General features: G+C 74.0%; 20 protein-coding genes. 11 read left to right on the top strand and 9 right to left on the bottom strand.

The features are described 5' to 3' along the window. Positions 1–20: 20 nt before the first annotated feature. The 4 genes from ACQP26_RS21905 (at position 21) to ACQP26_RS21890 (ending at position 2,614) form a co-directional block, all read left to right on the top strand. Complete coding sequence (locus ACQP26_RS21905) at positions 21–806, top strand: maleylpyruvate isomerase family mycothiol-dependent enzyme (RefSeq protein WP_433493872.1); 786 nt, start codon at positions 21–23, stop codon at positions 804–806. A gap of 24 nt (positions 807–830) precedes the next feature. Then, positions 831–1,181, top strand: coding sequence for a DUF2203 domain-containing protein (locus ACQP26_RS21900; RefSeq protein WP_260034125.1), 351 nt, complete (start codon positions 831–833; stop codon positions 1,179–1,181). Between the two features lie 7 nt (positions 1,182–1,188). Then, positions 1,189–1,704: a GNAT family N-acetyltransferase gene (locus tag ACQP26_RS21895; protein WP_433493871.1), complete on the top strand. Its 516-nt coding sequence runs from the start codon at positions 1,189–1,191 to the stop codon at positions 1,702–1,704. 106 nt (positions 1,705–1,810) lie between these two features. Next, on the top strand, positions 1,811–2,614 hold the full coding sequence (locus ACQP26_RS21890) for an SGNH/GDSL hydrolase family protein (protein ID WP_269704861.1): 804 nt from the start codon (positions 1,811–1,813) through the stop codon (positions 2,612–2,614). 64 nt (positions 2,615–2,678) lie between these two features. Here ACQP26_RS21890 and ACQP26_RS21885 read toward each other — a convergent pair whose 3' ends face one another. Further along, on the bottom strand, positions 2,679–3,167 hold the full coding sequence (locus ACQP26_RS21885) for a glutathione peroxidase (RefSeq protein ID WP_269704862.1): 489 nt from the start codon (positions 3,165–3,167) through the stop codon (positions 2,679–2,681). A gap of 143 nt (positions 3,168–3,310) precedes the next feature. Between ACQP26_RS21885 and ACQP26_RS21880 the strand changes: the two genes are divergently transcribed. The 4 genes from ACQP26_RS21880 (at position 3,311) to ACQP26_RS21865 (ending at position 8,125) form a co-directional block, all read left to right on the top strand. Then, positions 3,311–4,945, top strand: a complete 1,635-nt coding sequence (locus tag ACQP26_RS21880) for a glycosyl hydrolase family 18 protein (protein ID WP_269704863.1) — start codon at positions 3,311–3,313, stop codon at positions 4,943–4,945. 173 nt (positions 4,946–5,118) lie between these two features. Continuing rightward, complete coding sequence (locus ACQP26_RS21875) at positions 5,119–5,640, top strand: hypothetical protein (protein ID WP_433493870.1); 522 nt, start codon at positions 5,119–5,121, stop codon at positions 5,638–5,640. 57 nt (positions 5,641–5,697) lie between these two features. After that, positions 5,698–7,104 carry a class II 3-deoxy-7-phosphoheptulonate synthase gene (locus ACQP26_RS21870; protein ID WP_302907680.1) on the top strand — a complete coding sequence of 469 codons (1,407 nt, stop codon included), beginning with the start codon at positions 5,698–5,700 and terminating at the stop codon, positions 7,102–7,104. A gap of 46 nt (positions 7,105–7,150) precedes the next feature. After that, on the top strand, positions 7,151–8,125 hold the full coding sequence (locus tag ACQP26_RS21865) for a threonine aldolase family protein (protein WP_433496179.1): 975 nt from the start codon (positions 7,151–7,153) through the stop codon (positions 8,123–8,125). 132 nt (positions 8,126–8,257) lie between these two features. Here the strand turns inward: ACQP26_RS21865 and ACQP26_RS21860 are convergent, their stop codons facing one another. Next, positions 8,258–9,127 (bottom strand): deoxyribonuclease IV, encoded by an 870-nt coding sequence (locus ACQP26_RS21860; protein ID WP_433493869.1) that lies wholly within the window; start codon positions 9,125–9,127, stop codon positions 8,258–8,260. After that, positions 9,124–11,109, bottom strand: a complete 1,986-nt coding sequence (locus tag ACQP26_RS21855) for a PASTA domain-containing protein (protein ID WP_433493868.1) — start codon at positions 11,107–11,109, stop codon at positions 9,124–9,126. The genes ACQP26_RS21860 and ACQP26_RS21855 overlap by 4 nt, the downstream gene beginning before the upstream one ends. Positions 11,110–11,251: 142 nt before the next feature. On the opposite strand from ACQP26_RS21855, the gene ACQP26_RS21850 reads away from it, so the two are divergent. Next, on the top strand, positions 11,252–11,632 hold the full coding sequence (locus ACQP26_RS21850; protein ID WP_269704868.1) for an Rv2175c family DNA-binding protein: 381 nt from the start codon (positions 11,252–11,254) through the stop codon (positions 11,630–11,632). A 147-nt stretch (positions 11,633–11,779) separates the two neighbouring features. Here ACQP26_RS21850 and ACQP26_RS21845 read toward each other — a convergent pair whose 3' ends face one another. The 3 genes from ACQP26_RS21845 to ACQP26_RS21835 form a co-directional block, all read right to left on the bottom strand. Continuing rightward, entirely contained in the window at positions 11,780–12,862 is a 1,083-nt protein-coding gene (locus tag ACQP26_RS21845; protein WP_281577170.1) for a polyprenyl synthetase family protein, read from the bottom strand. Between the two features lie 62 nt (positions 12,863–12,924). After that, entirely contained in the window at positions 12,925–13,824 is a 900-nt protein-coding gene (locus ACQP26_RS21840) for a hypothetical protein (protein WP_433493867.1), read from the bottom strand. Beyond that, entirely contained in the window at positions 13,821–14,345 is a 525-nt protein-coding gene (locus tag ACQP26_RS21835) for a helix-turn-helix domain-containing protein (RefSeq protein WP_433493866.1), read from the bottom strand. Before ACQP26_RS21835 ends, ACQP26_RS21840 begins: the two co-directional genes overlap by 4 nt. A gap of 228 nt (positions 14,346–14,573) precedes the next feature. Between ACQP26_RS21835 and metF the strand changes: the two genes are divergently transcribed. Then, complete coding sequence (metF, locus tag ACQP26_RS21830) at positions 14,574–15,491, top strand: methylenetetrahydrofolate reductase [NAD(P)H] (RefSeq protein ID WP_269704871.1); 918 nt, start codon at positions 14,574–14,576, stop codon at positions 15,489–15,491. Between the two features lie 44 nt (positions 15,492–15,535). Continuing rightward, the gene (locus ACQP26_RS21825; protein ID WP_281577172.1) at positions 15,536–16,225 is read left to right on the top strand and encodes a CDP-alcohol phosphatidyltransferase family protein; all 690 of its coding nucleotides are present in this window, start codon (positions 15,536–15,538) and stop codon (positions 16,223–16,225) included. A gap of 33 nt (positions 16,226–16,258) precedes the next feature. On the opposite strand, the gene ACQP26_RS21820 is transcribed toward ACQP26_RS21825, so the two are convergent. From ACQP26_RS21820 to ACQP26_RS21810, 3 genes are read right to left on the bottom strand one after another with little or no spacing between them, the layout of a single operon-like run. After that, entirely contained in the window at positions 16,259–17,746 is a 1,488-nt protein-coding gene (locus tag ACQP26_RS21820) for a phytoene desaturase family protein (protein ID WP_433493865.1), read from the bottom strand. A 12-nt stretch (positions 17,747–17,758) separates the two neighbouring features. Continuing rightward, positions 17,759–18,886, bottom strand: a complete 1,128-nt coding sequence (locus ACQP26_RS21815) for a glycosyltransferase (RefSeq protein ID WP_433493864.1) — start codon at positions 18,884–18,886, stop codon at positions 17,759–17,761. Then, positions 18,883–19,686, bottom strand: coding sequence for a carotenoid biosynthesis protein (locus ACQP26_RS21810; RefSeq protein WP_433493863.1), 804 nt, complete (start codon positions 19,684–19,686; stop codon positions 18,883–18,885). The genes ACQP26_RS21815 and ACQP26_RS21810 overlap by 4 nt, the downstream gene beginning before the upstream one ends.

The raw sequence follows: 19,686 nt of genomic DNA, 5'->3' as shown, positions 1-19,686 counted from the left end.
TGCACTGGTAGAAAGCCGACGTGCACAAGACGTTGACGTTCTCCGATCATCTGCGGCTCATCGACGAACGGTCGACCGCCTTCCGCACCACGGTCGCCGCGGCGCCCAGCCTCGACATGACGGTTCCCACCCATCCGGAGCGGACGCTGTTCGATCTCGTCCGACACGTGGGCACGGGCCGCCGCAAAGCAGCCGCGATCGTCGCCGCGGGGCCCGCGGACGGGCCCCCGGAGGCGTCGGCATGGGAGGACGGAGTGGGTGCGCCCCGGGAACGCGAGGCGCTGCTCGCCTGGTGGACCGAGTCCGTCGAGCGGTTGACGAGGGCGCTGGGTGAGGCCGGCCCGGATCGCGGTTGCTGGACGTGGTGGGACGACTCGCCGTCCCCGCAAACCGCTGGTGCCTGGGCGCGGCGACAGGTTCCCGAGATCGCGGTGCACACCTACGACGCCCAGCTCACGGTGGGCAGCCCTCAGCCGCTGCCGGAGGAGGTCGCCCTCGACGGTTTCGACGACTGCCAGTTCACCCTCTGCGCGACGACCGTCGCCTGGCCGCACCGGCCCGCCGTCGTCGACTACCACGCCGTCGAGGGCCGCTCCTGGCGCCTCCGGCTGTCCGCCGACGGGGCGCAGGTCGCCCACCTCACGCCCGCTGCCGGTGGGGCCCCGGACACGGCCGACGTCTCCGCCCGGGGCACCGCCAGTGACCTGGTCCTGTTCTTCTACGGCCGCATACCGCTGGATTCCCTGCAGTTCGACGGCGACCGTCGCATCTTCGACCAGCTCGCGGCCTGGGACCCGTCCGTGTAGCCGGTCGTGCCGCATACTGGCTCGGTGTTCACTCTCGCCCAGGCGCGACACCTGGTGGCAACGTTGCGGCCGCGCGTCGACGAGCTGATCCGGTTGCGGGCCGACCTGGCCGAGCTGCGTGTCGATCTGGCCGACCACGGCGTCAGCGCGCTCGGCGGGCTGGCCGAGGTGAAGGCGTTGGAGGCGCGCCTGCATCTCGTGGTGGACGAGTTCCACCAGCACGAGATCGCGGTCAAGGGAATCGCTCCGGTGCTGCTCGACTTTCCCGGTGAACGTGACGGCCGGGCGGTGCTCTGGTGCTGGCTGGAGGGGGACACCGACATCCGGTGGTACCACCGGGTCGAGTGCGGGTTCGCCGGCCGCCGTCCGGTCTGAGCCGTTCGTGGGTGACGCGCGGCGGGCGGTGCCGTCCGACGCCGACGAGCTGGTGCGGTTGCGTGGGCTGATGCTGGCCGGAATGAGTGGGGTGCCGACGCCGCCGGGTCGCTGGCAGGACGTCGCCCGGGACAATCTGCATGCCTGGCTGGCCGAGCCGGATCCCTGGCTCGCCGCCTTCGTGGTCGACACGCCGGACGGCGCGTCGCTGGCGGCCTGCGCGGTGGGCACTGTGGAGCGGCGGCTCGGCGGGCCGGACGACCCGAGCGGCCTGGTCGGGTACGTCTTCAACGTCAGCACCGACCCGGCGTACCGCCGGCGTAGCCACAGCCGGTCATGCGTGACCGCGCTGCTGGCCTGGTTCCGGGAGCGGGGCGTACGCCGGGTCGACCTGCGGGCCTCGGCGGCCGGCCGGCCGCTCTACCGCGCCCTGGGTTTCCGGGAGACCGCCGACCCGGCGATGCGGCTGACCTTTCCGGCGGAATCCTTCATTCCACCCCGCGAAACCGGCAGCGATTTGTAGCGAGTAGTCGCTATGCGCGCCGAACCGCAAATCGGTGATCTTCCATGCCCCGTGATCTTATTGATATCTATCTCTCACCACCACTTCACGCCCCCAGGAGTGCGACGTGCGGAGATCCCGTCTTGCCACCCTCGCCCTGACCCTGGCCGCCTCGGTCGGGGTCACCCTGTCTCTGGCCGCCCCCGCCCAGGCGGCCCCGACCGACCGCTACGTCGCGCTCGGCGACTCGTACGCCTCCGGCGTCGGCGCCGACAGCTACACGTCCGAGAGCGGTAACTGTCTACGCAGTACGAACGCCTACCCGGCGCTCTACAACGCCAACATCAAGCCCGCTTCGTACCGGTCGGTCGCCTGCTCCGGCGCCACCACGACGGACGTCATCAACAGCCAACTCTCCGCGCTCTCCTCGACCACGACGCTGGTCAGCGTCACGGTGGGCGGCAACGACGTCGGCTTCGCCAACATCATGAGCACCTGCGTGCTCCAGGGGGAGACCCAGTGCGTGGCGGCTGTGCAATCCGCCATGAACGTGGCCCGCACCTCGATGCCGGGCCGCCTCGCCAACGTCTACAACGGCATCAAGAGCCGCTCGCCCTCGGCCCGCGTCGTGGTGGTCGGCTACCCGGTCTTCTACCAGCTCGGCACGACCTGTGTCGGGCTCAGCGCGACGTCCCGGGCGAAGATCAACGAGGGCATCAACCTGCTCGACGACATCACCCGTACGGCCGCCGTCTCGGCCGGCTTCACATTCGCCGACGTCCGCTCCATCTTCGTCGGCCACCAGCTGTGCAGCTACGGGACCAAGTGGCTGCACGCGCTCAACGTGCTGAGCCTGAGCAAGTCGTACCACCCGACGGCGGCCGGGCAGTCCGGCGGCTACTACCCGGTCTTCCGGGCCGCCGCCGGCTGACCCGCCCGACGGCAGCGGCACGCCTCCGAACGGGGGCGTGCCGCTTCGCCGTGCCCGGCGGCCGTCAGGCCGGCAGAACCTTCTCAATCGCCGTACGCAGCTCGGGATCCTCGGGCGTGACCTGCGGGCCGAACCGGGCGGCCACCGTGCCGTCCGGCGCGACGAGGAACTTCTCGAAGTTCCAGCGCACGTCGCCGGTGTGGCCCTCGGCGTCCGGCGTGGACACCAACTCCGCGTAGAGCGGGTGCCGGTCCGGCCCGTTGACGTCGACCTTCTCCGTCAGCGGGAACGTCACGCCGTAGTTGACCTGGCAGAACTCCTCGATCTCGGCGGCGCTGCCCGGCTCCTGGCCGGCGAACTGGTTGCACGGCACCCCGAGCACCGTCAGCCCGCGTCCGGCGTACGTGTCGGCGAGCTCCTGAAGGCCCGCGTACTGCGGGGTGAGGCCGCAGCGGGAGGCCACATTGACCACGAGCAGGGCGCGGCCGCGGTAGCGGCCGAGGTCGGCCGGGCCGCCGGTGAGGGCGTCGATCTGGACGTCGAAAACGGTAATGGGACGAGGCTACGACTCGTCGTGCCCACCGTCCCGCGTCACCCGTGAAATCGATGCATCGACATCTTGACGAAGTGGTGACGGCGTGAGTAGCGTCTCAGCAATCAATTTGGAAAGTTTCCTAACTATTGGAGGGACGCCGTATGAAGAGATCGCTCCGCCGGGCCCTGTGGGCCACCGGCGCCGTGGTCGCGCTCGCGGTCGCCGCGGTGCCCATGACCACCGCGTCGGCCGCCGGCAGCGTCACCGCCACGTTCGCCAAGGTGCAGGACTGGGGGACCGGCCACGAGGGACGGGTGACCGTCACCAACGGCACCAGCTCCACCGTCAACGGCTGGCGCATCGAGTTCACGCTGCCCTCCGGCACCTCGATCAGCAGCTCCTGGGACGCCGACATCACCCGTAGCGGCGACCGCTACGTGGCGGTCAACAAGAGCTGGGCGTCGACGCTCGCCCCCGGCGCCAGCTTCAGCTGGGGCTACAACGGCACCGGCGCGTACAAGGCGCCGGTGAGCTGCACCATCAACGGTGGCACCTGCACCGGCGGCGGCACGCCGACGACCACCGCGCCGACCACCGCACCGCCGACCACGACGCCACCCACCACCACTCCGCCGACGACCACCCCGCCGACCACGCAGCCGCCCACCACGCCGCCGCCCGGCGGCAAGAAGATCGTCGGCTACTTCGCCGAGTGGGGCGTCTACGCCCGCAACTACCACGTCAAGAACATCCACACCAGCGGCTCGGCCGCGAAGCTGACCCACATCCTGTACGCCTTCGGCAACACCACCGGCGGCCGGTGCAGCATCGGGGACAGCTACGCCGACTACGAGAAGGCGTACACCGCGGCGGACAGCGTCGACGGCGTCGCCGACACCTGGGACCAGCCGCTGCGCGGCAGCTTCAACCAGCTGCGCAAGCTCAAGAAGATGTACCCGAACCTGAAGGTGCTCTGGTCCTTCGGCGGCTGGACCTGGTCCGGCGGCTTCACCCAGGCCGCGCAGAACCCGGCCGCGTTCGCCGACTCCTGCTACTCCCTGGTCAAGGACCCGCGCTGGGCGGACGTCTTCGACGGCATCGACGTGGACTGGGAGTACCCGAACGCCTGCGGCCTCCAGTGCGACAGCAGCGGCCCGAACGCGTTCAAGAACGTGGTCTCGGCGCTGCGGAGCAAGTTCGGCTCCAGCTTCCTGGTCACCGCGGCGATCACCGCCGACGGCAGCAACGGCGGCAAGATCGACGCCACCGACTACGCCGGCGCCGCGAACAGCCTCAACTGGCTGATGCCGATGACGTACGACTACTTCGGCGCCTTCAACGCCCAGGGGCCGACCGCGCCGCACTCGCCGCTCTACTCCTACGCGGGGATCCCGCAGCAGGGCTTCTGGTCCGACGCGGCGATCCAGAAGCTCAAGTCCAAGGGCGTACCGTCCAGCAAGCTGCTGCTCGGCGTCGGGTTCTACGGACGCGGCTGGACCGGCGTGACCCAGGCCGCGCCCGGCGGCAGCGCCACCGGCGCGGCACCTGGTACCTACGAGGCCGGCATCGAGGACTACAAGGTGCTCAAGAACAGCTGCCCGGCCACCGGCACCGTCGGCGGCACGGCGTACGCCAAGTGCGGCAGCAACTGGTGGAGCTACGACACGCCGTCGACCATCGGCGGCAAGATGAGCTACGCCAACAGCCAGGGCCTCGGTGGCGCGTTCTTCTGGGAACTCTCCGGTGACACCAGCAACGGTGAGCTGATCGGCGCCATCAAGGGCGGTCTCGGCTGAGCCGAGTGCCGACGCACCACCCACCCGGCGGGGAGGGGCCGCACCGGCCCCTCCCCGCCCGCGTGCCGTCCTGGCCGAGCGCGCCGATCCGGGTCAGGATGGGGAGTCACCCGGCCACGCGGGCCGGATGTGACACACTCGCCGCTCGACGAGTCCACGCGACGGGAGGACAGATGGGCCGCAGCCACCGGGACCGGTTCGCCGGTCTCGTCGTCCTCGCGCTCCTGCCTGCGGCCCTGGCCGCCTGCGGCTCGGGCGGCCAGGACGGCAAAGACGCCCCGCCCAGCGGGAAGGCGCCGGCCGAGGAGGCGGCGGCCAAGAGCCGCGAACGTGTGCAGGCGTACCTGGACGCGCTCACCGCCCGCGACGCCGCCGCCGGCCGCAGCCAGCTCTGCGCGCCCATGCACGCCGCCTTCGACTCCGCCGCCACCGGCCCGAACGGCGACTTCGCCGACCACTTCACCGTGCCCGAGGCGACGATCACCGAGGTCCGCTCCGGCCCGAACGGCCAGGAGGTCAGCGCCTCGATCACCGTCGCCGTCGGCTCGCGCAAGGCCGCCCGGTCGCTGCTGTTCACCGTCACCCGTACCGGGGCGGACTGGTGCATCTCCGGCGAGGTGCCCGGCGAGCCCGTGGTCGAGGCGACCGCCGACCCGGCGGAGCCGCCGCCGCCCTCGCCGGTGCCCTCCCAGTGACCGGAACCATCCCCCTCGGCGGCGAGTGATCGAGACGGTCGCCGTACGCTTTCCTTCATGCGCCATGAGTGGCATCAGCTGAGTCACCCCGCCGTGGGCAGCCCTGGTCTGCAGACCAGCCGCCCGACCGCCGACTCCGCCGAGGACGCGGCCCTCGGCCTCGACCGTTGGCGGGAGCTGCCGCGCGCCCAGACCCCGCCGTGGGACGACCCGGCCCAGGTCGCCGAGGTCTGCCGGGTGCTGGACACGGTGCCCTCGGTGGTCGCGCCCTACGAGGTCGACCAGTTGCGGCAGCGGCTGGCGCTGGTCTGCGAGGGCAAGGCGTTCCTGCTCCAGGGCGGTGACTGCGCGGAGACCTTCGCCGACAACACCGAGAGCCACCTGCTCGCCAACGCCCGCACGCTGCTCCAGATGGCCATCGTGCTCACCTACGGCGCGTCGCTGCCGGTGGTCAAGGTCGCCCGGGTCGCCGGCCAGTACACCAAGCCCCGGTCCCTGCCGACCGACGCCCGGGGCCTGCCCGCCTACCGCGGCGACATGATCAATTCCCTGGAGGCCACGCCGGAGGCGCGGGTCGCCGACCCGCAGCGCATGATCCGGGCGTACGCCAACTCGGCCGCCGCGATGAACATGCTCCGGGCGTACCTGGCCGGCGGGCTGGCCGACCTGCACGCCGTGCACGACTGGAACAAGGACTTCGTCCGGCAGTCCCCGGCCGGCGAGCGCTACGACGCGATCGCCCGCGAGATCGACCGGGCGCTGGCCTTCATCCGGGCCTGCGGGATGACCGACGACGAGGCGCTGCGCACCGTCACGCTGCACTGCTCGCACGAGGCGCTGGCGCTGGAGTACGACCGGGCGCTGACCCGGATCTCCAACGGCAAGGCGTACGGCCTGTCCGGGCACTTCCTCTGGATCGGCGAGCGGACCCGGCAGATCGACGGCGCGCACATCGACTTCATCTCCCGCATCGCCAACCCGATCGGGGTCAAGCTCGGCCCGACGACCACTCCGGACGAGGCGATCGAGCTCTGCGAGAAGCTCAACCCGGACAACATCCCCGGCCGGCTCACGCTGATCAGCCGGATGGGCAACCACCGGGTCCGCGACGCGCTGCCGCCGATCGTCGCGAAGGTCACCGCCGCCGGCGCGAAGGTCGTCTGGCAGTGCGACCCGATGCACGGCAACACGCACGAGTCCTCGAACGGCTACAAGACCCGGCACTTCGACCGGATCGTCGACGAGGTGCTCGGCTACTTCGAGGTGCACAGGGGCCTGGACACCCACCCGGGCGGCCTGCACGTCGAGCTGACCGGCGAGGACGTCACCGAGTGCCTGGGCGGCGCCCAGGGCATCGAGGACCTGGACCTGCCCGACCGGTACGAGACCGCCTGCGACCCCCGGCTGAACACCCAGCAGTCGCTGGAGTTGGCGTTCCTGGTGGCGGAGATGCTCCGTGGCTGACGCGATCGATCTGCGGACGGACACCGTGACCCGGCCGACGCCGGGGATGCGGGAGGCGATGGCCGCCGCCGAGGTGGGCGACGACGTCTACGGCGAGGACCCGACGGTCACCGCGCTGGAGGCCGAGGTGGCCGCGCTGTTCGGCCACGAGGCGGCGCTGTTCGCCCCGAGCGGCTCGATGGCCAACCAGATCGCGCTCCAGTTGCACGTACCGCCCGGTGACGAGTTGCTCTGCGACGCCGACGCGCACGTGGTCACGTACGAGGTCGGCGCCGCCGCCGCGTACGGTGGGATCTCCTCGCGGACCTGGCCGGCGGTGGGCGCGGAGCTGGACCCCGACGTGGTCGCCGGGATGATCCGGCCGGACGGCTACTTCGCGGTGCCCACGCGGGCGATCGCGGTGGAGCAGACCCACAACCGGGGCGGCGGCGGGGTGATCCCGCTGCCGACGCTGCGCCGGATGCGTGCGGTCGCCGACGAGCACGGGGTGGCCCTGCACTGTGACGGCGCGCGAATCTGGCACGCGCACGTCGCCGACGGGGTGCCGCTTGCCGAGTACGGCCTGCTGTTCGACACGCTGTCGGTGTGCCTCTCCAAGGGCCTCGGCGCGCCGGTCGGCTCGCTGGTGGTGGGCAGCGCCGAGAAGATCGCCCGGGCGCGGTTCCTGCGCAAGCGGATGGGCGGCGGCATGCGGCAGGTCGGCATCCTCGCCGCCGCCGGCCGGTACGCGCTGGCGCACCACGTCGAGCGGCTCGCCGACGACCACGCCAAGGCGGCCCGGCTGGCCGAGGCGGTCGCCCCGCACGGGGTGCTCGCGTCTGTGGTGCGCACCAACATCGTGCCGATCGACCTGACCAAGCACCCGCTGGACGCGCACGCGCTGGCGGCGGCCGCGCGGGCGGAGGGGTTGCTGATCTCGGTGCTCGGCCCGCGTACCGCCCGGCTGGTCACCCACCTGGACGTCACCGACGCGCAGGTCGACCGCGCCGCCACCATCCTGGACGCCGCCCTGCGCGCCTGACCTTCCGCCCCTGGGCGCTCCACCCCCGCCTCGTTGATCAAGGAGTTTGTGTCCGATTCCGCGCCGTAGCGGGACACGAACTCCTTGATCACCGCGGTCTCGCGGGGGGAGAGGGAGGGGGGAGGGGAACTGTCAGGGGTGGAGACGCTTCAGGGCGGCGATGTCGGCGGCGTGGCCGATGTGCTTCTCCGTGGGGGTCTCCACCAGCACGGGCACACCGGCGGTCGCCGGGTGGCGCATCAGCTCGGCGAACGCCGGCTCGCCGATGGTGCCCTTGCCGATGTTCTCGTGCCGGTCCCGGGTGGAGCCGCACAGGTCCTTCGAGTCGTTCGCGTGCACCAGCCGCAGCCGGTCCGCGCCCACGGTGGCGACGAGCGTGTCGAGCGTGGTGGTCATGCCACCCTCGGCGGCCAGGTCGTGACCGGCCGCCCAGGCGTGGCAGGTGTCGAAGCAGACCCCGAGCATCGGGTGCCGGTCGACCGCGTCCAGGTAGGGGCCGAGGTGCTCGACCCGGGACGCCAGTGACCGGCCGCCCCCGGCACTCGGCTCGACCAGCAGCATCGGCCCACCGGTGGCAGCGACCTCGTCGAGCAGCGGAAGCAGTGCCTCGCGGACCTGCCGCAGGGCCGCTTCGGCGTGACCGGCGTCGACCGAGCTGCCGGCGTGGAAGACCACGCCCTCGGCGCCGATCGCCCGGCCCCGCCGCAGTGCGTGCGCCAGCGTCTCGGCCGACCGGGTGACTGTTGCCGGGGTGGGGGAGCCGAGGTTGACCAGCAGCGACGCGTGGATGAAGACGGGCAGGCCACGCTCGCCGCACCCGTCGCGGAACAGCGTGTCCTGCGCCGGGTCGCCGGCCGGCAACGCCCAGCCGCGCGAGTTCGAGACGTAGACCTGCACCACCTCGGACTCGGCCGCGTCCGCGTACGGCAGGGCCGCCCGGGCCAGGCCGCCGGAGGTGGGGGTGTGCGACCCCACCCGCCGGCGCCCGTCACACCCGCTCACAGGCACGTCACCGTGATCGTCGTACCCGGCGGCACCGGCGTGTTCTCGGCCGGGTTCTGGATCCGGACGATGCCGTTCGGGTTGAGCTGGACGTTGACCGGGAAGCCCTGGCTCTCCAGCGTCTGTTTGGCCTGCTGGCAGGGCATGTCGATCACGCGGGGCACGGCCACCTGCGGCGGGCCCTTGCTGATCTCCAGCTTGACCTGGGTGCCCTTCTCCACGCCGGCGCCGTCGGCCGGGCTCTGGCCGAGGATCTCGTCCTTCGGCTTGTCGGACTCCTTGACGGTCTCCACCGGCTTCAGCCCGAGCTGTGCGAGGATGGTGCGCGCTTCGGCAAGGCTCTTGCCGACCAGGTTGGGCACCGTCACCGGCGCGCGACCCTTGCTGAGGATCACCGTCACCTTCGCGCCGGGCTTGACCACAGTGCCCACCTTCGGGTCCGTGGCCAGCACCACACCCGCCGGCAGCGCGTCGTCGTACCGGGAGGAGCCCTTGGCCACGACCAGGTTGGCGCCCTCCAGCTCGGCCTGGGCCAGCGCGTAGTCCTTACCGACCACGTCCGGCACCGGCAGCCGCTCCGGGCCGAGCGACAGGGTCAGCGTGATCGTGCCGCCCTTGACGATCCGCGCGGCCGAGCCGGGATCCTGCACGAGCACGGTGTCCTTGGGGGCCTGCTCGTCGTGGCGCGGGGCGGTGTACCGCAGCGTGAAGCCGCCGCGCTGGGCCTGCGCCTCCGCGTCGGCCTTGGTCAGGCTCACCATCTGCGGCGCGACCGTGTAGCGGCCCACGCCGAACCACCAGCCACCCACCGCGGCGACCAGGCCGAGCACCACGACCGCCGCGGCGACGGCCAGCCGCCCGCGCGGCGAACCCATGATCCGGGTACGCAGGGCGGCGAACCCGGTCCCCGGGTCGTCCTCCTCGACGGCGCGACGCCGGTGCGGGCGCGGCGCGGCGCCCCCCTCGGGCAGCCGGGCCCACGACGGGCGCTCGGCCGGCCGGACCGCGGCCACCATCTGGGTCGGCTGGCTCAGGATCGCCGTGTCGTCGCTGAGCTGCGGCAGCACCGTGGTGTGCGCGTGCGGGTCGCCCAGCTGCTCGCGGGCGGCCTGCACCTCGCTCAGCAGCGCCGCGGCGTCGGCCGGCCGACCGGCCGGATCCCGCCGGGTGGCCCGGGCGACGAGCGCGTCGAGGGCCGGCGGCAGCGTCGGCACCAGCGTCGACGGCGCCGGTACGTCCCGGTCGACGTGCTGCCACGCGACCTCCACCGGGCGGTCGCCGTCGTACGGCACCCGGCCGGTGAGCATCTCGAACAGCACGATGCCGGCGGAGTAGACGTCGGTGCGCGGATCCGCGTGGCCCTGGGTGACCAGCTCCGGCGCGACGTACGCCACGGTCGCCATGAGCTGGTTGCCGTTCTCGTCCTCGGCGCTCGCCTCGACGGCACGGGCCAGCCCGAAGTCGGCCACCTTGACCACGCTGTCGACCAGGTTGCGGCTGCCGCCGGTGGGCACCTCGGCGACGAGCACGTTCTCCGGCTTGACGTCGCGGTGCACCAGGCCGGCCCGGTGCGCGGCGGCCAGCGCGGCGAGCATCTGCTCGGTGATCGCGAGCGCCTCGTCCGGGTTCAGCCGGCGGCGCTCGGCGAGCACGTCGCGCAGCGTGCGGCCACGGACGTACTCCATCACCAGGTACGGCAGGCCGGCGTGGATGCCCTGGTCGTACACCGCCACCACGTTCGGGTGGGTGAGCCGGGCGATCGTCTTCGCCTCGTCGGTGAAGCGCTCGACGAAGCCGGCCATCCGGGCCTGGGCCTGCGGCGCCTGGGTCGGGTGAATGATCTTGACCGCCACGGTGCGCTCCAGGCGCTCGTCGGTGGCGGTGTACACGGTCGCCATGCCGCCACGGGCGACGCGACCGCGAATGCGGTAGCGCCCCTCGATCAGCGAGCCCAGCAACGTGTCGGCGACCTGTGTGTCCATCGGCAGGCAGTCTATGTGTCGGAAGGATGAAGGTAGAACAGGATGCTACCGCCGGGTTGCGACACGGGGGGACCGCCGCGCTCCCGGCGGCGGTGCGGGGTGCCGTGCACCGGGTGCGGCGGGCACGTGGCAGGGTGGTCGGGTGACCGATTCCGTACCCGCCGAGACCGGCCCCGACCTGGCCGGACCGGCTGACCCGGCCGGCTGGCTGACGCTGCCCGACGTGGCCGAGCGCCTGGACCTGTCGATCAGCAAGGTGCATCAGATGATCCGCGACCGCGAACTGATCGCGGTGCGCCGCGACGGCGTGCGCCGGATCCCGGCCGACCTGGTGGCCAACCGCACCGTGCTCAAGCACCTGCCCGGCGTGCTCAACCTGCTCTCCGACGCCGGATACGACGACGAGGAGGCGCTGCGCTGGCTCTACCGGGAGGACCCGTCGCTTCCCGGCACCCCCGCCGTAGCCCTCGGCGGCGACCTGGCCCGAGAGGTAAAACGCCGAGCCCAGGCCGTAGCCTTCTGACCCCGCTCCCGCCCCGCCCCGCTCCCGCTCCCGCTCCCGCTCCCGTCGATCATGAAGTTGGCGGCGAAGTCGATCTCCGAAAGTGCCGCCAACTTCATGATCGACCGCTGAAGGGGCGGGCGTGCGGTGGGTTGGGCGGGAGGGTGGTCAGGCGGGGCGGCGGGTGGCGGCGATGGCCAGGTCGACCAGGGCCTGACGGGCCTCGGTGTCCAGGTCGACGGCGGTGAGCGCGGCCAGGGCGCTCTCGGTGAGCTCGCTGATGTGCCGCTCGGCCCGGTCCAGCGCGCCGCTCGTGGTGATCAGCTCGCGCAGCCGGTCCACCCCGGCCGCGTCCAGGTCCGGTACGCCGAGCCCGGCCAGCAGCGCCTCCCGGCCGGCCGGGTCGAGCGTCTCCAGGGCCGCCGCCACCAGGTACGTGCGCTTGCCCTCGCGCAGGTCGTCACCGGCGGGCTTGCCGGTGCGCTCCGGGTCGCCGAACACCCCCAGCACGTCGTCGCGGAGCTGGAACGCCTCACCCAGCGGCAGCCCGTACGCCGAGTACGCGGCGTGCACCTCCGGCGGCGCCCCGGCCAGCGCGGCGCCCAGCAGCAGCGGGCGCTCGACCGTGTACTTCGCCGACTTGTACCGGGCCACCTTGGCGGCCCGGTCCAGCGAGGTGTCCCCGGTGGCCTGGGTCAGCACGTCCAGGTACTGCCCGACGGTCACCTCGGTGCGCATCTCGTCGAAGACCGGCCGGGCCCGGGCCACCGTGGCCGGCGGCAGGCCGGAGGAGTGCAGCAGCTCGTCGGACCAGACCAGGCACAGGTCGCCCAGCAGGATCGCCGCGGCGTCGCCGAAGGAGTCCGCGTCGCCGCCCCAGCCGGCCGCGCGGTGCCGGGCGGCGAACCGCCTGTGCATCGCCGGCTCGCCGCGCCGGGTGTCCGACCGGTCCATCAGGTCGTCGTGGATCAGTGCGCTGGCCTGCACGAACTCCAGCGCGGCCAGGGTGGCGACGACCTGGTCGGAGTCGACCCCGCCGGCACCCCGGTAACCCCAGTAGCCGAACGCCGGGCGCAGCCGCTTGCCGCCGCCCAGCACGAACGCCTCGATCGCCTCGGCGACGGGCAGCAGGCCGTCGTCGACGGCGGTCAGCCAGCCGCGCTGGCCGGCGAGGAACTCGGTGAGCGCCTTGTCGATCCGCTGGCGCAGGCCGGCGCGGTCGACGGGGGATACGGGAGCAGCGTGGGTCACGCCACGACGCTAGCGGTTCACACCCGTTCCCGCCGTGCCCGGCGCCCGGCGTGCCTCGTGGCTCACCTGCCCGGACGGTCGCGCGGATGACGCGGCACGCCGGACGGCAGGTACGGGCGGGCCGAGGCGACCAGTCGCGCGTACCCCCGGGTGGCCGGACCGGGCGGTGCGTGCGCCAGGCCGCGGCGGAACGTGGTGAGCTGGCCGACGGCCCGGGGTGAACCGGACCGGACCGCGTCGAGCAGCGCCTCGCCGGCCACCGCGCACGCCTCGGGCACCGCGCCCAGGCACAGGTGGCCGCGGGCCAGCCAGCCGCCGTACACGGCCGAGCGGCGCGGGTGGCTACGCGCGCCCACCACCGGCGTGAGCAGCGGCACGGCGGCGGCCGGACGGCCCAGCGCGACGAGCGTGCGCCCGGTCATCGCCGCCAGCTCGGCCGCGTCGAGCCAGTAGAGCCAGGGCGGCTCCCGGCCGGGCTCCGGCGTGCCGGCCCGATCCGCGCCGGCCAGCGCCTGCCCGGCGGCGCGGGGACGCCCGGCGAGTGCGGCGGCGAGCGCGACCCGGTGCAGCAGCAGCGCCCGCAGGCCGGGTGAGGCGGTGGCGCGGCCGGCGGCGTACCCGATCCGGGCCAGGACCAGCGCGCCGGCCGGGTCGCCGGTGTCGGCCAGCAGGTGACTGGCCGACGCGAGCACGTGCCCGGCCAGCGGCGGCTGCCCGGCGGCCACCGCCGCCCGCAGCGCCAGCCGGTACGCGACCAGGCCCCCGCCGAGGTCGCCCGCGTCGGCGGCGAGCCAGCCGGCGAGCTGCGCCGACTCGGCGAGCGCGGGCAGCATCGCGCGCCGGCCGGCGGGCCCAGCGCGACGGTAGCCGCGCACCACCCGCCGCAGCCGGCGGGCGCCGCACCCGGCGAGGTCGCCGCCGCCGAGCAGGTCGTCCCATCGTCGTAGCGTGGCGAGCGTCACCCCGTCCGCCGGGCGACCACTACCGGACCCGCCGCCGGCGGGCTCGGCGTCCGGTCCGGGCTCGTCCGCGACCGGCGTACGCCGGCCGGCCCGCCCGTGCTCGTCCCCCATGTGGGACGGCCGGGCAGCGGCGGTGGTGCGGCGGCGAACGGGCCGGCCAGTGTGCGCCCGGCCGGGTCGGCCGCCCAGCGGTACGCGAGCGTGAGCAGGGCCAGCCGGGCGCGGGAGCCGGCCGGGTCGACCACCGGGGGCGCCACGCCGAGCCGGCGGCTGCGGGCGGCGGCCTCGGCGAGCAGTTCGCCCGGCACCCCCAGGACCGTCGCCAGCCAGGCGGACCAGAAGTCGCCGGGAAGACGCAGCTGGCGCTCCCAGCGGGACACCTCGTTGCGGGTCAGCGTGGGCACGCCGGAGGCGGCGCACAGCTCAGCGGCCATCCGCTGCTGACTCCAGCCACGGGCGGCCCGCAACTCGGCCAGCAGCGGCCCGAGCAGGCGCGGGCCGGGCGGCGGGGACGGGATCATCGGGAACCTCCGGGGGCGACGACGCTGATGGCGACGCGGACGCCCGGCCAGGTGGTGGCGCCGGTGCGTCGCCGTCGTGGCGACCCCCGCGCGGGCCCCCGGAACGGCCGTCGGCCGCCCACCGCGCTGCCGTCTTTCTACCCCCGGGGTACGACGTCGCGCCGGGACAGGTGTTCGCGGGCTGGGAAGATTCCCGATGCGCAGTGCCGTCCCGGTTACAGTCGGTCCGTGGCGCTCGGTCTTCCCTCGGTCCTTCCCAATCCCCAGCCGGCCATCGGGGAGCTGATCCGTGACGGCCGGCCCACCTTCTCCTTCGAGTTCTTCCCGCCGAAGACCCCGGCCGGGGAGAAGCTGCTCTGGCAGGCCATCCGCGAGCTGGAGTCGCTGCGTCCCTCGTTCGTCTCGATCACCTACGGCGCGGGCGGGTCGACCCGCGACACCACGGTGGCGGTGACCGAGCGGATCGCCACCGAGACGACGCTGCTGCCGATGGCGCACCTGACCGCGGTGAACCACTCGGTGGCCGAGCTGCGGCACGTGATCGGCCGGCTGGCCTCGGTCGGGGTGCGCAACGTGCTCGCCGTGCGGGGTGACCCGCCGGGCGACCCGGGCGGCGAGTGGATCGCCCACCCCGAGGGCGTCCGGTACGCCGAGGACCTGGTCCGGCTGGTCCGCGACAGCGGCGACTTCAGCGTCGGGGTGGCCGCCTTCCCGTACAAGCACCCGCGCTCGCCGGACGTGACCAGCGACACCGCGCACTTCGTCCGCAAGTGCCGGGCCGGCGCGGAGTTCGCGATCACCCAGATGTTCTTCGACGCCGACGACTACCTGCGCCTGCGCGACCGGGTGGCCGCGGCCGGCTGCGACACGCCGATCCTGGCCGGGGTGATGCCGGTGACCCAGATCGGCACCATCGAACGGTCGGTGCAGCTGTCCGGCGCGCCGTTCCCGCCGGCGCTCGCGCAGCGGTTCGAGCAGGTGGCCGACGACCCGGAGGCGGTCCGCCGCCTCGGCGTCGAGCAGGCGAGCGAGATGTGCGAGAAGCTGCTCGACGAGGGTGTGCCGGGGATCCACTTCATCACGCTCAACCGGTCCACTGCGACCCGGGAGGTGTGGCAGCGGCTGCGCGCCGCCGCACGGGTGTGACCACCCGCCACACGACACCCGCGCCGTGCTTCTACGGTTGATCCGTGGTGGGCACACAGCTGAACTGGGACCAGTACGCGACCGCGTGGGCACGGCTGCACGGCGGCTTCGATCCGCGTACCGCCGCGCCGGTGGTACGCGCCTGGCTGCGCTTCGCCTACCACGTGGGCTACGTGCTGGGCCGGCTGCGCGTCGGCCCCACCCCGGTGACCGTGTTCGGGGTGCTGCTCTGCTTCTGCGTACCCCTGTTCGTGGAGCGGCCCGGCAACGGGCCGTTCCTGGGCGCGTTGTTCGTGCTGCTGGCGGCGGTGGCCGACAGCGTCGACGGCGCGGTGGCGGTGGCCACCGGCCGCACCACCCGGCTGGGCTACGTGTACGACTCGGTCGCCGACCGGCTCGGCGAGGTGGCCTGGCTGATCGCGTTCTGGCTGCTCGGCGCGCCGGGCGCGCTGGTCGCGGCGGCCGGCGGCCTGTCCTGGCTGCACGAGTACGTGCGGGCGCGCGCGGTCTCGGCGGGGATGCGGGAGATCGGCGCGGTGACGGTGGGGGAGCGGCCCACCCGGGTCTGCGTGGCACTGGTCGGGCTGCTGGTCGCCGGGCTCACCGGGCTGATCGACGCCGACCTGACCGCCGGCACCATCACCATGGCCACCACGGTCTGGGTGCTGCTCGCCGGGTTCGGCCTGGGGCAGTTGCTCTCCGCCGTCCGCCGCGCCCTGGTCGACGCCGGCTGACCGCCGCGCGCCCGTGCGGCGGTCGGCGACACCTCACCAAGCCGGGCCGACCGCCTCCGCGACGATCTCCGCGGACAACGTCACCATGGGCAGCCCGCCCCCCGGGTGGCTGGAGCCGCCGACCAACCAGAGCCCGGCCACCGGCCCCCGGTTGGCCGGGCGCAGCAGCCCGCCCGCGGTGCCGTAGATCGCCCCGCCCGGCGCGCCGGTGGCCGCGTCCAGGTCGGCCGGGGTACGGATCTCCCGGAACACCAGCCGGTCCCGCACGTCGGCGCCGCGCTCGGCCAGCACGTCCAGGATCCGGTCCGCGTACGCCTCGGCCAGGCCGGGCCGCCGCCAGTCCACCGCGCTCGCGGCGGTGCCGTGGCGGGGCGCGTTGACGAGCACGAACCACGCCTCGTGGCCGTCGGGGCGGACCGCCGGGTCGTCGGCCGCGGTGACGAACACGGTCGGGTCGGGCGCCGGGCGGGCCCGCACCCCGCGACCCGGGTCGCCGAACACGGCGTCGAACTCGGCGTCGTAGTCGCGGGGGAAGAAGACGGTGTGGTGGGCCAGCCCGGAGTCGCCGCGTACGCCCAGCAGCAGCACGAACCCGGCCAGGCTGCGGTCGGTGAGCGCGGCCAGCCGGCGCGGGTCGGGCAGCAGGTTCCGGTAGACGGTGAGCGCGTCCACGTTCGCCACCACCACGTCGGCGGGAACCGGCGCGGTCATCCCCGCCACGCGTACCCCGTGCACCCGCCCGCCCGCGGCGTCGATCCGGGTGACAGTGGCGTCGGTGCGTACCACCACGCCGAGGTCGAGGCAGCGCGACAGCAGCGCGTCGGCGAGCGTGCCCAGCCCGCCGCGCAGGTACCAGCCGCCGTACGCCAGTTCGGCGTAGGGGACGGCGACGAGCGCGGCCGGGGCGCGGCGCGGGTCGGCGCCGGTGTACGTGGCGTACCGGTCCAGCAGCATCCGCATCCGCGGGTCGGACAGGTGACGGCGGCCCAGCCCGCGCAGGCTGCGGCCGGGGCCGATGGCGGCGAGGTCGCCCAGCCGCCAGGCCAGCGCGGCCAGGTCGCGCGGCGAGTCGACGGTACGGCGCAGGATGTCCCGGTGCGAGGCCGCCCACACCCGGCCGGCGCGCCGCCACAGCCCGCGCCAGTCGGCGGCGGACCGCTCGCCGAACGCGGCGCCGATCCGGGCGGCGAACTCGTCCGGGTCGGCGCAGGAGTCGAGCGTGGGTCCACCGCCGGGGAAGACGTGCCGCACGATCGGGTCCAGCGGGACCAGGTCCAGGTATTCGTCGAGCTTCGCCCCGGTCGCCTCGAACAGGTCGTGGAAGACCTGCGGCAGCGTGAACAGGCTCGGCCCGGTGTCGAAGTGCCACACCCCCTCCGGGGTGTGGTGGGCGTACCGGCCGAGCTTGCCCCCGACCGTGCCGGCCCGTTCGAGGACGGTGACCTCGTGCCCGGTGACCGCGAGCCGGGCGGCGGTGGCGAGCCCGCCCACCCCGGTGCCGATGACCACGATGCGCGCCATGGCGTGCCCCTCCTAGGTGACCGGACGACCCCGCCAGGTGAGCCGGTGTCGCTTCCGCAGATGGTACGACCGGACGGTCAGCCAACCGAGGACCACGACCGATACGGGGTGTGCGAGCGCGTCGGGCCACGCCCGCCCGCCGGTGGCGCGGGCGCTGACCACCCGCCCGGCGACCCCGGCCAGGTAGGCCAGGAACGCCACGGCGGCCACCGCCGGCGCGCCGGCGAGCAGCGCCCCGAGGGTCAGCAGCGGCGGCGCGACGTAGAGCGCGACCAGCAGCGCCAGCACGGCCACCGCCGCGGCAGGGTGCCCGAACGTGGCCCACAGCGACTTGGTGTAGCCGTCGCGCAGCTGCGGCCAGGTGTCGTACATCCGGCAGGACGCCAGCCGGGAGCCGTCGGCGAGCGCGATCCGCCCGCCGGCCCGTTTCACCGCCCGGGCCAGCTCGATGTCCTCCAGCACCTTGTCGGCCACCGCCGCGTGCCCGCCGGCCCGCAGGTAGCCGGTCCGGTCCACGACCAGGAACTGCCCGCCCGCCGCGGCCAGCGACGGCCGCCGCGAGCGTTCCATCGCGCGCAGCGGCAGGAACGTCAGCCACAACCACTGCAACAGCGGCTGCACCAGCCGGTCGGCCGCCGTCCGCACCACGATCCGGGGGTACGGCGACAGCAGCGCCGCGTCCGCCGCGCGCAACTCGGTCACCGCCGCCGCCACCGCGTACGGGGTGAGCACCACGTCCGCGTCGACGAAGGCCAGCACCGCCGGTTCCGGGGCGGTACGGGTGGCGAGCTGCCAGCAGGCGTGCGGCTTGCCCAGCCAGCCGGGCGGCGGGGTGACGCCGGTGAGCAGCGTGAGGCGGGGATCGTCACCGGCCACCGCGCGGACCACGTCGGCGGTGCCGTCGGTCGAGCCGTCGTCGAGCACCACGATCCGCAGGTCCGGCACGCCGCGCTGGGCCAGCAGCGCGCGCAGGCACGGGGTGACCCGCTCGGCCTCGTCGCGCAGCGGCAGCAGCACCGCCACCGGCTCGGTCACCTCGGCCGGGCCGGCGCCGGGGCGGCGCAGCCAGGCGTACGCGTTGACGAGCGTGTGCCCGGTGAGCGCGGCGACCGCCACGGCCAGCGCGAAGACGGCGATCATGCCGGGGCGTCGACGCGCGGCGCCGGCTGCGGCGTTCCGGCCCGGTCCTGGCGGGCCCGCCACAGCGTCACCGCCAGCGGTACCGCCGCCACCGCCATTCCGGCCGCGCCCCACAGCGCCGACGCCGGCAGCCGCAGGAACACCGCGTGCGCCAGCACGCTGGAGGCGTACGTCCAGAGGTAGAGCGCGAACATCGGGGCGTCCCGGCCGTCGACCCGGTCCACGGACGGCCCGGCGAGCGGGCGCAGCGCGACGGCGAGCAGCACCGCGAAGCCCAGCCAGCCCAGGTAGTTGCTGACCGGGATGCCCGCTAGCCCGGGCAGCGCCGGGGTGGCGTCGCGCCAGGTCCAGTAGCCCTCGGCCACCATCTGCGGGTCGAGGAACAGGTCCCAGGCGGCCAGCCCCACCGCCGAGAGCGCGATCCGCGCGAGGCGGGAGCGGACCAGCCGGACCGCGGTGAGCCAGGCCGGCCAGGCCATCCAGGTCCAGGCGAGCGGGATGATCAGCGGCACCCCGGCCAGCTTCGGGCCCAGCTCGCCGGAGTAGTCGTAGGTGCCGAACGGGAACCCGGTGGCCACACCGATCGCCTCCACCGCGAACCCGCCGCCGGTGACGACCGCGACCAGCGCGGCGGCGGTACGGGCGCCCCGGGTGAGCAGCGCGTGGCCGACCGAGAGCAGCCAGCCGAGCACCACGGTGGCCACCGTGAGCCCGGCCCGGGTGGAGCCGCCGGTGAGCGGGTAGCAGATCTGGGCGAGGATCAGCACGGCCAGCAGCGCCCAGGGCAGCCGGCCGCTCAC

This window comes from Micromonospora sp. CA-248089 (genome assembly GCF_050948515.1).
Lineage (GTDB): Bacteria > Actinomycetota > Actinomycetes > Mycobacteriales > Micromonosporaceae > Micromonospora.
The sequence above is the reverse complement of the archived record's forward strand: the minus strand, read 5'-3'. Positions and strand labels throughout refer to the sequence as shown.

Coding starts and splice junctions, on each gene's coding strand:
- ACQP26_RS21865 (WP_433496179.1), top strand. CDS start 7,151: ATGCGGGAGGCGATGGCCGCCGCCGAGGTGGGCGACGACGTCTACGGC.
- ACQP26_RS21835 (WP_433493866.1), bottom strand. CDS start 14,345: ATGATCCCGTCCCCGCCGCCCGGCCCGCGCCTGCTCGGGCCGCTGCTG.
- ACQP26_RS21880 (WP_269704863.1), top strand. CDS start 3,311: ATGAAGAGATCGCTCCGCCGGGCCCTGTGGGCCACCGGCGCCGTGGTC.
- ACQP26_RS21815 (WP_433493864.1), bottom strand. CDS start 18,886: ATGATCGCCGTCTTCGCGCTGGCCGTGGCGGTCGCCGCGCTCACCGGG.
- ACQP26_RS21820 (WP_433493865.1), bottom strand. CDS start 17,746: ATGGCGCGCATCGTGGTCATCGGCACCGGGGTGGGCGGGCTCGCCACC.
- ACQP26_RS21875 (WP_433493870.1), top strand. CDS start 5,119: ATGGGCCGCAGCCACCGGGACCGGTTCGCCGGTCTCGTCGTCCTCGCG.
- ACQP26_RS21870 (WP_302907680.1), top strand. CDS start 5,698: ATGCGCCATGAGTGGCATCAGCTGAGTCACCCCGCCGTGGGCAGCCCT.
- ACQP26_RS21855 (WP_433493868.1), bottom strand. CDS start 11,109: ATGGACACACAGGTCGCCGACACGTTGCTGGGCTCGCTGATCGAGGGG.